We start from the raw sequence: 12542 nt of genomic DNA, 5'->3' as shown, positions 1-12542 counted from the left end.
ACAAGGAAAGAAGATTTTTGAAATCAGTTTTCCACCTCGAAAAAATTTCAGCAACAACCATTAAATGAAAAAAATAGAAACACCAATTCCCGGATTGTTCGAGCTACAACCCCGGGTTTTTCAGGATGACAGGGGAAGGTTGGTTAAAACCTTTCATGAAGATACTTATATCGATTTAGGATTATCTACCACTTTTACCGAGGAGTATTACTCTACTTCAGTAAAGGGAGTACTTAGAGGATTGCACTTTCAGGTTCCGCCTCATGGCCATGTAAAATGTGTGACCTGCATTGCAGGAAAAATATTTGATGTTGCTGTTGATTTAAGAAAAGACTCACCTACCTACAAACAACATTTTTCTTTGGAACTAGATGCTGAAAAAGGGAATATGTTGTACATACCTGAAGGTTTTGCTCACGGATTTTATGTAATGAGTGACTCAGCCATCTTTTTAAACAGAACTTCAGTGGTTTTTAAACCGGAAAGTGATACAGGCATAAAGTGGGATTCCTGCGGTATAGAATGGCCGGATATGAACCCTATCTTATCTGACAAGGATATCAGCTTGGTGACTTTGGATGAATTTGAAAGTCCATTTTAAACAGATATAACTAATTGACCTTACAGGGAGTAATGATCCCTTTTTAAATAAATACAACCTCAATCATTATGATTTTAGTAGATAATGCCTTAAAGGCCAGAGAAGCAAAAGGAAATCCAATTAAAGTGGGATTGGTTGGTGCAGGAGAGATGTCCAAAGGGATGATTAACCAAATCACTAGGTACACTCCGGGAATGGTAGTGGCTGCCACCTATAACCGAACCATTGAAAAAGCTCAAAAAGCTTATGAATATGCTGGTTTAAACAATTATAAAATTGTGGACAACCTGAAAGATTATGAAGATACTATTGCTTCTGGAGCTTCAGTAATTACCTCAAATATCGACTTGCTTTGTGAAGGGAATGGTATTGATATTTTGGTAGAAGTTACCGGAACTATTGAATTTGCTGCGGAGACGATGCTTAAAGCAATGAAGCATGGAAAGCATATTCTTTCATTCAATGCTGAGATTGATGCTACCTTAGGTCCAATTTTGAAAAAGAAGGCGGATGATTATGGGGTGAAATACAGTGTAGGAGATGGAGATCAGCCAGGGGTAACTTTAAACTTATACAGATTTGTAAAAAGCATGGGATTTGAGCCATTGCTTTGTGGAAATATTAAAGGATTACAGGATCATTACAGAAATCCAACTACACAAAAAGGATTTGCAGCTCAATGGGACATGACTCCTGAAATGGTAACCAGTTTTGCTGATGGTACAAAAATTTCCTTTGAGCAGGCCTGTATCGCCAATGCTACAGGAATGAAAGTGGCTACAAGAGGTATGTATGGACACCATTCCAAAGAACATATCGATGATTTAACCCATTTATATGATATTGATGAGTTGAAGTCCTTGGGTGGAATTGTTGATTATGTGGTAGGACCAAAACCAGGGCCAGGTGTATTTATTTATGCTACTTCTGATGATCCACTTTCTGTGAAATATTTAAAATACGGAAAACTTGGAGAGGGACCTTTATATAGTTTCTATATTCCATATCACTTATTGTTTTTTGAAATTGCCAATTCTATTTCCAGAATGATTGATTTTGATGACATTATCTTAGCACCTATTGCCGGACCCGTAGTGGAAGTGGTGGCTACAGCAAAAGTAGACATGAAAGCCGGAGATGCCATTGATGGATTAGGAGGATATAAAACTTATGGAGTTTGTGAAAATTATAATGTAACCAGAGGTGAAGATTTATTACCAATGGGGCTTGCTGAGGGGTGTAAACTGATAAAAGATATTCCTCAGGATCAGGTATTAACCTATGGTGATGTAGAATTAGATCCAAAAAATATTAAGCATCAGCTTTATAAAGAGCAATTAGAACTTTTTGGAGTTCCCGTAAATGCTTAAAAAAATGCCAGTCGCATTGAAAACCATATCCAAAAATTAAGTTGGATATGGTTTTTTTCTTCCCTTTTCAAAAAAGGGTTATCACCAAATTGTCGCAACTACCTGATTATGAGAATTCTTCTATTACATAATACATACCAATTTAAAGGCGGGGAGGATACCGTGTTTGAAGCTGAAAAGGAGTTACTTTTAGCAAATGGGAATGAAGTTTCCACGCTTATTTTTGATAATCAATCGATAAATGCGGATTCTGCTGTGAGCAAATTGCTTACTGGACTGAGGGCTTTATATAATCCGAAAAGTGCTAAAATTATTAAGGAAAAAATCAATTCCTTTCAGCCTGATGTAATCCATATCCATAATTTTTTCCCAATTGCCTCGCCTTCGGTTTTTTATGTTGCTCAGCAAATGAATATTCCGGTGGTTATGACACTTCACAATTACAGATTGATTTGCCCTAGTGCCATATTGTATTACGACAATGAGATTTATGAGAAAAGTATTCATAAAACTTTTCCCATAGATGCGATTATGAAAGGGGTCTATCGCGATTCTAAACTCCAAACTGCCACGCTGGTTTTTATGACAGGAATTCATAAGATTTTGGGTACCTGGAATAAAAAAATTGATAAATATATTGCCCTGACAAATTTTGCAAAAGCCAAATTTCTGGACTCTTCTCTCAATGCTGGTGAAGGCAGGTTTGCGGTGAAGCCTAATTTTACTGGTGACCTCGGTTTAGGTCCTGAAGAAAGGGAGGATTATTTCCTTTTTATTGGAAGATTAACAGAAGAAAAAGGGATAAAAGTATTGATGGAGGCTGCCAAACAAGGAAATTTTAAAGTGAAAATTTTAGGAGACGGTCCCTATAAAGAAGAAGTTGTCGCTGAATCCGAGAAAAATGAAAATATAGTTTTCATGGGTTTTCAGGGAAGGGAAACTGTAATTAATGAACTTAAAAATTGTAAAGCATTAATATTTCCATCCACCTGGTATGAAGGCATGCCAATGGTAATTCTTGAAGCATTTTCAGTTGGAACTCCGGTAATTGGTTCCCGTTTGGGTGGTGCTCAGGAAGTTATTGAAGATCAATATAATGGGTTGCATTTTGAACCAGGAAATGCAGGTGATTTATTAGCAAAAATTGAGCTTCTAAATGAATCTTCAGAAACCAGGGCTCAACTTTCCAAAAATGCGAGAAAAAGCTATGAGGAAAAATATACTCCAGCGAAGAATTATGAATTCCTGATGGATATTTATAAAGATATTATTGAAAAGAAACAGAGAAGTAAGCATTAGTCCTACTTCTCTGTTTGAAATTTTAAAGTAAACTTTGAGATTTATTGCAGCCCACAAAAAGCCGCAGCCAGATAAATCAAATTATTACCATCATCTTCCCGAACTGTCAGTTTTAAATCCTTTCGGGTGTCTTCATTAATTCTGGAATACTTTAAATCGGAATCTGCATATTTCCAGGCTTTTTCAAACTTATTTTTTACCTGACTGGCTTCTTCAATTTTCCCCTGTCCCACAAGACTGTGGTAGAGACCATTTAGAGCAAAACCATTTTTTACCCAGTAGGTTAAATCCTCTCTGTAAATCTCCTCTGCTTTTTCATATTCTTGCATCCTTAAATAAGTATCCCCAAGAATATGCCTTACAGAGAAAAACCAGTCGGGTGGTTCATTGTAATTTAGCTGATCTTCTATTTCTATGGCTTTTTGGAAATGAGTTACTGCTTCGGAATAATTTCCCTTTGATTTTTCCAATTCTCCAGACAACACCTCGATGGCAATATTTACAATGTCAGCGGAAGAATTAATTTCCCAAATCATTAAATTTTTCACTGCATCTGTTTCTGAAAGTTCTTTTACCATGGTCAATTCCTTCTCAGCTTCTTCCATTTTTCCTGTGTTCACATAGGCCATTCCCCTGGCATAATGCCATACTGCTTTGGGATAATCCAAATCATCATCAGGGGATGGTAAGGCAAATATTTTCTCCCATTGGGCAAACTTCACCAGTGTATTGTAAGGAATGGTGATATAATGTTGAGTCGTTTCGAAGCCTGGTTCTCTCAAATAGTTTCGGCCAATTATTTCTGCAGTTTTAAAAGCAGCCTCAATGGCTCTCGCCCCACGACCTTCCAAAGCTGCAGTAGCAGCAAGGAAATGATAATTATGAGGATAATATAATTGCGGATAAACGCCTTCCACATTACATTCAGCAATATATATACTGTCAGCAATTACCGCCTGTTCATTAGCCAGAGAACCCTCATGATAATCACCAGTATTGATGTAAATATGTGAGGGCATGTGAACAAGATGTCCGGCACCCGGAACAAGGGTTTTTAGTCTTTCCGCACTTGCCAGGGCTTTTTCCACATCGGGGGCTGCCTCAGTGGCATGGATATAAAGGTGATTGGTGAGGGGATTTTCTGGATTTAATTTTAGGGCTTGTTCCAGGGTTTCTACAATCTCTGGAGTCCAGGGTTTGGCCTCTCCGCCTTTTCTTGTGTACAAATCCCAGGCATGCTGATTCATTAGAGATTCAGCATACAAAGTCACAATCAAGTCATTTTGAGGGAAATTTTGAAAGGCAATTGCCATTTTATCGGCATAACCCTGTTCGTTTACTTCATTTTTTCCTTCCGGAAACTTTTCCACAATGGCGGCAATTAAGGCTTGTTCCCAGCCGGAAGCATCTTTCCCATACAGTTTTGCTTTTCTAACGGCTTCCCTTATTTCGGTGGTTTCCCCCATATTGGATTCTGTATTGTAATTAGGCCCCAGAACATAACCCAAACCCCAATAAGCAAGCGCACAAGTACTATCTAATCTTACTGCTTCTCGAAGGGATCTGGCAGCTTCCAAATGGTTAAATGCGTTGGCCATAATAATTCCCTGATTTACAAAGCGGCTGGCATCTGGTGATTTGCTGGTAATATCCAGTTTATAGTTTCCCAGATTATCAAATAAAGGTGCCTGGAAGCTCACTTTTTCCTGAACGGAGCATCTGAAAATAAGCCCTGAAAATAAAGTGAATACTAAAATTCCAAGGATTTTAATTTTTTTACTTTTATTAGTTTTCATGGTTAGTTAAAAATTAGTAATTGTTTTTTTTACATTGAAATAGGTAGACCTGGACAAGCAAGCATTAGGATTATTTCCTTTCAAAAAGGATAAAAATGCTAATTGGAATACTGACAAAAAGAACCTGGTGTCACAGGCATAAAATAAATAACAGGAGTTTGAGCTTGATAATCAACTTGTTAACCCACTGATATACCTCACTTATTTCGTTAGGACAGACTTTCTGCTAGTCGCACTAGCTGGAAATAATTATTACCCTAACTGGAGAAAATTTGAGTGCTTTTTATAAAAGACGATTTAAAAAGTTACCTACTTACACTTTAATTTTTACAAAGATGAAAAAATTAAAGATACATTGTTAGAGAAAAAATACCGTAATGAAAATTAATATTACCGTAATTTGCTTTGATCTATCCAATTATTCCTAATGATTGTGCAATGTTAATGGCCTCAGTCCGGTTTCGGCAATTCAACCGCTCCAGAATATTGCTGACATGCATATCAACAGTCCGGGTACTCAAATGATGTTTTGCTGCAATTTCTTTATTTGATAACCCATCCTTTAAAGCAAATAAAATGTCCATCTGTCTTTTGGTGAGTTGTCCCTCCGATAAAGTTACCGGTTTTTTCACTTCATCCCAATTGGAAATAATTCCCCGCATCCCGGCATTTTTGGCCATGTTAAAGGCATTTTGAATTTTTGAGTAACCTTTTTTTACCTCATTTCGCTCCAGAAGCACTTTACCCAAAAGAAATTCTGCATGGTTGGATTGTAATGGCATGTTTAGTTTGAAAAACATTTTTTGGGTCTGACTGAAATAGTTTTCAGCTTCATTTAAGTTATCCGCTAAAAAAGCGATTCCACCAAGTCCATAGGATAAGCATGCCTGAACTTCCTTGTTTGGAGTTTTTGTCAGAATTTTGGTGAGAATAACCACAATAGCATTACAATTTTTCACATTTTTGGTTTTAATGTAAAAAGTTAAAGCATCGAATAATCCGCCCAGGATATCATGAACATCTTCCTTTTGGTACCAGGTATCTTGTAAACTCTGAAAGTATTTTTGGGCTGATTCTGTTTCATCTTTATATTCCCGGTATAAAGCTTTTGGCCATAAAAGCATAAAACTTACCAGTTCAAAACCTGAAGTAAGGGCCAGACCTTCGCTTTTATGTAGATAATTCTCTGCCGATTTTAGTTCACCACGATAGATTTTTATTAAGGCTAAAATCAGAAAAGCTAGTGCCTTGGATTGTGCATGCGTCTCTTTATCATCAATTACGGTTTGACAGGCTTCAATGGATTTTTTCCATTCCCCGAGACGAAAAAACACCCAACTCATGCAGCTCACGCATAACTGGGACTGTACAGGCAGGTTTTGAGTTTTACAATAATCCAAGACTTTATTATAAGTCTGAATGGAATTGGTGAAATCCGAATTATATTCCAAAATTCCTGCAAATTTTCGATAAACATAGGCTATAGCTTCTACAAACTGACTTTCCAGGGCTTTTTCCAAAGTTTTCTCAATGAGAGGTAATGCTTCCTCTCCATTTCCGGCAATGGCCATTAAATAGGCCAACTGGGCTTCAGACCTGATTTGCCTTTCCAGATTGTTTCCTTTTTTGGCACACTCAATGGCCTGTTTAATAAATTTAATGCCTTCAGGAGCATTAATTTCATCAAATGATCTGTTTGATAATTCATGAAATTCTATAGCTGCTTCTTCATAAAGTGCCGTGGAACGAAACAGCTCAGCAGCTTCTATTCTAAGTGTTTTGTAGTCATTCCACATGCTAGTTTGGCTACAACAAATGGCTAAAGAACGGGAAATAAAAGCCTTTTTTTGTGGTTTTTCTTCAAAAAGACCAGATGCCAAAAGCTCCTGAAAAGCAAAAATGGCCACTTCGCGCATGCCGCAGTGCCGTGCACAATCCGCCATATTTTCTAATAATTCTGCTTTTAAAGCCGGTTCAACCTCAGGTGGCCAAAGCGCAAGGGCTTTTTTGGCACTTATTACAGCGGCTTTATATTCTTTTTTCTGGCAAAAGTTGGAAGATGCCTGCATATAAGCCTTTCTTGCATTTTCCTTATTTCCGGCTGTTTTCCAAAAGTCTCCTGATAAGGCAGCTTTATCTACATGGTATTTGCCATCAAGAAAACGAGCAATTTTTTCCGCAGCCCACTTTTTCTCCGACCAGGAAATACTATTCAGAATTGAATGATAGACAAGTTTATTTTGAAATTTGCCTAAACCCTCTCCATTTTCTATAAGCACTATCCATTCCTGCTGAATTAAATCATCTATGGCAGATAAATTATTACAAGCAGATTCCAGTAATTCCATTTCAAATTGGTAACCATAAAGCGCAGCAGTTTTTAAAATAATAACCGATTCTTGTTGCACCTCCTTAAGTTTAAGCACAATAGTTTGAAGTATAGCTCTTGGCAATTTTAAATGTCCATGATTAATCAATTTCTCTGGATTAAAGCCTTTTTCTTCAATTTGACCAGTGGATAAACTTTTAAAAATTTCACAAAGGAAAAAAGGATTTCCGCCAGTAAAGTTCAATAAGGATTGGCTATTTTCTTTTGAAATGCTAAAAGTAAAACCTACATCTGCCAATTGAATTATTTCATGTACATTGAAAGGGGAAATTTCCAGCTCCGAATAATTAGCCTGATGCTGTAAATCAGCTGACAATTGGTTCATGGGCAAATCCGAAAACACTGTTTTTCTGCCTGAAAAAATAATAAGCACGGAGTTCCCTTTCAGGTTTCTAATCAAGGGACTTAAAAAATTCGCTGATTCCTCATCCATCCAATGGGAATGATCAATAATCCAGATTATTGGAGATTGGGAACAATGAAACTTTATGGTTTCTGCAACAGCTAATACCTGAGTTTGGAAGTCTGGTTTATAATTCTGCATCTCTAATTCGGGAAGGAATCCTGAGAGAAACTGAAAAATAGGATTAGAATCTAACCATTTTAAACCCTTTTGCTCAATAAGATGACGTAAAAATTGGACTATAGGAGCAAGAGGAGAAGGGTTTCCTTTAAAAAATGTGGTCTCAAAAATATTTTCTTTTAGAGCGGAAAAAGTGCTGTTTAAAAGTTGCGTTTTCCCTGTTTTTTCAGATCCTGTAAGGCATAAAACCTGATAGTTTTTTTCAACCTCAGTTTTCCGAAAAGTATTGATTAACTGATTTTTATATTTTGTCCGCTCTATCAAAATATAGGAATTACTATTTTACTTTTTTATAATCTCCCCTAAACCAGGTTTTTGGCGAAAGCTTAGGATTATCATCACCATAATAACCCCAGCCAATAATAGTATAACTGTCTTGTCTAACTGTTTCCCTGAAATATTCAATTTTTAAAGGATTACTAATATTTCTAGACCAGATAATGGTGTGTTCCTGGTCCAGTCTGCCCTGATGGACCACCTTTTCATCAGGTTTGTTAACCACACAAACCAGTTTGCCATTTTCCACTTTATTAAATCCCTCGCTTTTTACAGAATTCATTTCTCCATTTGCAGAAGGGTAAGTATCTGTAATCATCACTTTCTGGAAATATGGGTTTTCTGATACATAAGTCTGGGCTACATCAATTACCAGTTCCTCCTTTAATGGTAGTTTTTCCAGGTACTTTTCATCAATTTGATCCGGTTGGGCCGGCTCTTTTGTTTGTCCTCTCTTATCAGAATATACATAAAACTTCCCTTTCCAGTTTCCATCAAGTGGTTTAAATACATTTTTATAATCCTGGTTTGAAATTAAGGCTGCTTCCTGATTACTTTCCTTATTTTCACTACAACTTATAAAAAGAAATGAAAGCAATATTGCACAAATTATCTGGGTTCCCTTCAGGAAGAAATCAGAAAAAAGTGGAATTTTTTTCAATAAAGTTTTTATTTTCATGGGAATAAGATGAGACATTGAATTCGGCTTATTTCAAGGCAAATATTTATCTGATGGAAAATATGTGGAAGGTAACTAAATTTTTAATTTTTTGCCTGATTTTGTTCAACCAGTGCACCCTCAAAAAGAAAACAAAAATAGAAATTGATGGCAGCCATTGGGTAATTAATGATGAAATCACCTATCCCGGAACACAGGCAGAAGGTTTATTGATGAATGTAAGAATGGTGAATGCCACTTTTGAGGATGCTGCAAATCCTGATTACAATCCATTTCAGAATACCCAAAAGTTTATAGAGAAGATTCCTGAATATAAAGCTGCTGGTGTAAGGGCTTTTACCCTCAATTTACAGGGAGGTTCCCCCGGATATGAAGGAGTGGTGAATTCTGCATTTAAGCCGAATGGATCACTAAAATCGGCCTATATGGACAGAGTAGCCCATCTTATTAATGTTTGTGATATTCAGGGAATGGTAATTATTCTGGGGTGCTTTTACCAAAGACAGGATCAGATTCTGAGAGATTCTACTGCAGTAAAAGTTGGGTTGGCTAATGTAGTAGAGTGGATTTCAGATAATAATTTCACTAATGTGGTGCTGGAAATTGCCAACGAATATCCTCATAATGGTTTTAATCATGAAATTATCCGGACTACAGAACAAATGCTGGAATTGATACGAAGGGTAAAACAGCAAAATCCGGATTTACTGGTTTCCACCAGTGGATTGGGAAATGGAAAAGTCCACCCTGATATTGCAGAAGCTTCCGACTTTATCTTAATCCATTTTAATGATACCAAAGTGAATCAGATCCCTCAGCGAATTAAGGAATTGAAAAAGTATGGTAAGCCGATTATTTGTAATGAGGACAACAAAATCGGAGAGGAGGCGAAGGAGGCCATGAAAAAAACGGTTTCAAATAGTGCTTCCTGGGGATATTTAAACCTGGAGGTAAATCAGTTTGTGCCTTTGCAATTCAATGGGATAGCCGATGACAGCCTGGTTTATAATGAAATGAAAAGACTGGTATCGGAATAAAAAATGCGTCTAAAAAAATCAGGTGAGGGCAATTCTTCTGGCAATTTTTTCCTTCACCAGATTATATAAAATTATGGGTTTCAAGGTACGCCAATTATGGACATCCAGGTTTCCTCCGTAATTTACATACCAGTCCAGGTTAAAATTCCCCCATTCATCCAAAACAAATTCCCTGAAATTGATGGCGGCTATCCAGCCGTCTTCCACATCTTCAAACCATTCCTCATAATAGCAGTCATCAGACCCGTGGTAATTCATTACATTCTCACCAATTAAAATAAATTGATTTACCCCTTTTTCTACCAATGGGTTGATCACATTATTCTTCAGGTGCATGATGTCATTATTAATGGCATCATTCCATTCACCCAGAAATTCCATCACACAAAATCCTCTTTTATAATCAGCAAAAAGTAATTTAGTATAAAGTGTATCAGAGCCAATATAATCCCAATAAGGATGAATAAAATACCCATAAATATCATTTGAGTATTTCATGAACTCATATTCTCTTCCGTAGAAGGGGGAATTTTCATCCATAGTGGAAATATAATATTTCTCCCACCTGTAAAATGGCTCAATTTCGTGCATTCAGATTAAGAGGTTTTGACAATTTCAATGCGTTAATCGAATACAAATATATTTAAAAATTAGGGAAAACAAGAACAGGAAGGGGGTGAAGCTTCTAAAAGGATTTTTGTTTGTAATTAGCTGATTTAAAGCATGTTAAGTGTGGTGTGATTAAAAATGGCAGGATTAATTTTTCAAATACAAACCTGTTTCCTCATTTTTTACCATCAAATCTTGCTGATGATTTTCTACTTTGCTGGAGAGCAGAAAAAGATAAGCCTGATTGGAAAAATCGATTTCTGCTTCAGCAATTTCTCTTCCGGCTTTGCAAAATTGTTGGGCAAATCTGGAACTCAGTTCATCTGGTCCTTTGGGGGTGAGTTCGGCAAGGTTGGCAGCTGCTTCCAGGTTTTTGATTGATTTTAAAATGGATTTTGATGTATTACTCCACTGTTCCTGAAATGCCGGAATGCCAACCACAGCAGTGGAGATATTTAAAATGACCTTTAATAATTTCAGGCTACTTAAAATTTCTCCGGAATAAAAGCCTATTTTAAAAGCAATTTTTTTAGGGTTCAGGTCATCCATAGGTTCGGTAAAACCTGAGAAAGTCATTCTTGCCCAGGAGAAATAGGCTTCGGGAAATGCCGGTGGGGCTACCATTATGATTTTTAATTCATCAGCAAAAGCATGAATCTGTGTAATTTCCTGAGTAATAGATTCTGCTTCTCCTTTTATAACTTTTAATTCTTTGGCCACCTCTTTAGTGAGAGTAGGATGGTGGTAATGAATATAATGATTGAGCAATTCAATAGAATTAAAATATCCACCAGCACAAGTGGTTGAAAAACCAACCTGAAAAAAATCTTTAACCCCCGGCATTAATCAGTATAAGTTTTATTTTGGTAAGAAACATTATCAGATTAAAAAATGAAATTATGCTCTTGATAATGATCCATTACAATTGAAACCCAATGCTCCCGAATACCTGCATTTCAAAAAAAGTTAAAAAATAATATTTCTTAGGAAGCTTTTAATGTTTGTAAATCTTGTGCAATTTCAGAATTTTTGGAGATAATTGACTCAAAAATGTCTTTAATTTTTTCTTCTTCAAATTCTGAGATTGTAGGTCCATTGTTTTCCAAAGTTTCTTTTGTGAGCTCAACTTTGGTGATCAGGTACTGATACGTTTCATAAAGGTCTGTTAAAGTGTCGATTACGTTCTGCTTGTCCATTTGTATAAAAAAATAAAGTGAATAAAAAATAAGACAAACCCCCAATGGTGGGTTAGTACAAGGAAAACCGTGAATTGTAGGAAACATTATGTGTGTGACCCAACTTTTTTAAAAATTAGTGAAAAAAACTAAAATTCACTGACGAAATAAGATTTTTTATTGTTAAATCTTATTTTTACTTTTGTCACCCCAAAATGAGCAAAAAGAATTCTATAGCACAATTTAAAGGATTATTCCTAATCGGGCTGGTGTTAATATTAACACTGGGCAATAGTCTTGCTATGCATTCATCGGATTTACCAACACAAAAGGGAAACCTGGAATGTCAGCAGGATGATTCGTGTCCCGGTGAAGACGGTGCTGCCTATTTTGAAAACAACATTGTGCTCAATACAGCCAATGGTGTTGTGCATGTAGATTTTAATAAAAACCTTTGCCTTCTTCCAGCTGTGGTAAGGCCGATGGTCGTGATTAACCAACAACCCAAGGAGCAATCACTTAATCCATCATTACTCTATTATTTCCAAAATGTGTTGCTATTCTATATAGCACCGCATGCACCCTAGCTTATAGGAAGTGCATAAATGTGATTCACTGTTCCTGTCCATCACATTTTACTTCAATTGAAAATCAAAAATTAATACTAACCAGCAGGCTTTTGATCAATTTTTCAGGATTGATTTATTGGGTTGGCTCAAAGGGTAAAT

11 protein-coding genes are annotated in these 12542 nt (G+C 36.5%); 5 read left to right on the top strand and 6 right to left on the bottom strand.

The window, feature by feature from the left end:
• Positions 1–64: 64 nt before the first annotated feature.
• The 3 genes from rfbC to A3EM_RS0109315 all read left to right on the top strand — a co-directional run bounded on the left by rfbC (position 65) and on the right by A3EM_RS0109315 (position 3270).
• Positions 65–601, top strand: a complete 537-nt coding sequence (gene rfbC / locus A3EM_RS0109325) for a dTDP-4-dehydrorhamnose 3,5-epimerase (protein WP_020527931.1) — start codon at positions 65–67, stop codon at positions 599–601.
• A 68-nt stretch (positions 602–669) separates the two neighbouring features.
• The gene (locus A3EM_RS0109320) at positions 670–1971 is read left to right on the top strand and encodes an NAD(P)H-dependent oxidoreductase (protein WP_020527930.1); all 1302 of its coding nucleotides are present in this window, start codon (positions 670–672) and stop codon (positions 1969–1971) included.
• A gap of 108 nt (positions 1972–2079) precedes the next feature.
• Entirely contained in the window at positions 2080–3270 is a 1191-nt protein-coding gene (locus A3EM_RS0109315; protein WP_020527929.1) for a glycosyltransferase family 4 protein, read from the top strand.
• 41 nt (positions 3271–3311) lie between these two features.
• Here A3EM_RS0109315 and A3EM_RS0109310 read toward each other — a convergent pair whose 3' ends face one another.
• The 3 genes from A3EM_RS0109310 to A3EM_RS0109300 all read right to left on the bottom strand — a co-directional run bounded on the left by A3EM_RS0109310 (position 3312) and on the right by A3EM_RS0109300 (position 9011).
• Positions 3312–5066 (bottom strand): tetratricopeptide repeat protein, encoded by a 1755-nt coding sequence (locus tag A3EM_RS0109310; RefSeq protein ID WP_020527928.1) that lies wholly within the window; start codon positions 5064–5066, stop codon positions 3312–3314.
• Positions 5067–5476: 410 nt separating this feature from the next.
• Entirely contained in the window at positions 5477–8302 is a 2826-nt protein-coding gene (locus tag A3EM_RS45665; protein WP_020527927.1) for a helix-turn-helix transcriptional regulator, read from the bottom strand.
• Positions 8303–8315: 13 nt separating this feature from the next.
• Positions 8316–9011: a hypothetical protein gene (locus tag A3EM_RS0109300; RefSeq protein WP_020527926.1), complete on the bottom strand. Its 696-nt coding sequence runs from the start codon at positions 9009–9011 to the stop codon at positions 8316–8318.
• A gap of 44 nt (positions 9012–9055) precedes the next feature.
• On the opposite strand from A3EM_RS0109300, the gene A3EM_RS0109295 reads away from it, so the two are divergent.
• A complete protein-coding gene (locus A3EM_RS0109295) occupies positions 9056–10030 on the top strand; it encodes a cellulase family glycosylhydrolase (protein ID WP_157637795.1) in 975 nt (324 codons plus the stop codon).
• An 18-nt stretch (positions 10031–10048) separates the two neighbouring features.
• Here the strand turns inward: A3EM_RS0109295 and A3EM_RS0109290 are convergent, their stop codons facing one another.
• The 3 genes from A3EM_RS0109290 to A3EM_RS0109280 form a co-directional block, all read right to left on the bottom strand.
• On the bottom strand, positions 10049–10621 hold the full coding sequence (locus A3EM_RS0109290; protein WP_020527924.1) for a hypothetical protein: 573 nt from the start codon (positions 10619–10621) through the stop codon (positions 10049–10051).
• 165 nt (positions 10622–10786) lie between these two features.
• Positions 10787–11482: a hypothetical protein gene (locus tag A3EM_RS0109285; RefSeq protein ID WP_020527923.1), complete on the bottom strand. Its 696-nt coding sequence runs from the start codon at positions 11480–11482 to the stop codon at positions 10787–10789.
• Positions 11483–11622: 140 nt separating this feature from the next.
• Complete coding sequence (locus A3EM_RS0109280; RefSeq protein ID WP_157637794.1) at positions 11623–11835, bottom strand: hypothetical protein; 213 nt, start codon at positions 11833–11835, stop codon at positions 11623–11625.
• A gap of 194 nt (positions 11836–12029) precedes the next feature.
• Between A3EM_RS0109280 and A3EM_RS0109275 the strand changes: the two genes are divergently transcribed.
• Positions 12030–12401: a hypothetical protein gene (locus tag A3EM_RS0109275; protein WP_020527921.1), complete on the top strand. Its 372-nt coding sequence runs from the start codon at positions 12030–12032 to the stop codon at positions 12399–12401.
• Positions 12402–12542 lie beyond the last annotated feature (141 nt).

Source organism: Flexithrix dorotheae DSM 6795, assembly GCF_000379765.1.
Classification (GTDB): domain Bacteria; phylum Bacteroidota; class Bacteroidia; order Cytophagales; family Flammeovirgaceae; genus Flexithrix; species Flexithrix dorotheae.
Note: the sequence above shows the minus strand (reverse complement) of the source record. Positions and strands in the feature narration are given on the sequence as shown.

Excerpts from the sequence above, each read along its gene's own strand:
- rfbC (WP_020527931.1), top strand. The coding sequence starts at position 65 with ATGAAAAAAATAGAAACACCAATTCCCGGATTGTTCGAGCTACAACCC.
- A3EM_RS0109320 (WP_020527930.1), top strand. The coding sequence starts at position 670 with ATGATTTTAGTAGATAATGCCTTAAAGGCCAGAGAAGCAAAAGGAAAT.
- A3EM_RS0109315 (WP_020527929.1), top strand. The coding sequence starts at position 2,080 with ATGAGAATTCTTCTATTACATAATACATACCAATTTAAAGGCGGGGAG.
- A3EM_RS0109310 (WP_020527928.1), bottom strand. The coding sequence starts at position 5,066 with ATGAAAACTAATAAAAGTAAAAAAATTAAAATCCTTGGAATTTTAGTA.
- A3EM_RS0109300 (WP_020527926.1), bottom strand. The coding sequence starts at position 9,011 with ATGTCTCATCTTATTCCCATGAAAATAAAAACTTTATTGAAAAAAATT.
- A3EM_RS0109295 (WP_157637795.1), top strand. The coding sequence starts at position 9,056 with ATGTGGAAGGTAACTAAATTTTTAATTTTTTGCCTGATTTTGTTCAAC.
- A3EM_RS0109290 (WP_020527924.1), bottom strand. The coding sequence starts at position 10,621 with ATGCACGAAATTGAGCCATTTTACAGGTGGGAGAAATATTATATTTCC.
- A3EM_RS0109285 (WP_020527923.1), bottom strand. The coding sequence starts at position 11,482 with ATGCCGGGGGTTAAAGATTTTTTTCAGGTTGGTTTTTCAACCACTTGT.
- A3EM_RS0109280 (WP_157637794.1), bottom strand. The coding sequence starts at position 11,835 with ATGGACAAGCAGAACGTAATCGACACTTTAACAGACCTTTATGAAACG.
- A3EM_RS0109275 (WP_020527921.1), top strand. The coding sequence starts at position 12,030 with ATGAGCAAAAAGAATTCTATAGCACAATTTAAAGGATTATTCCTAATC.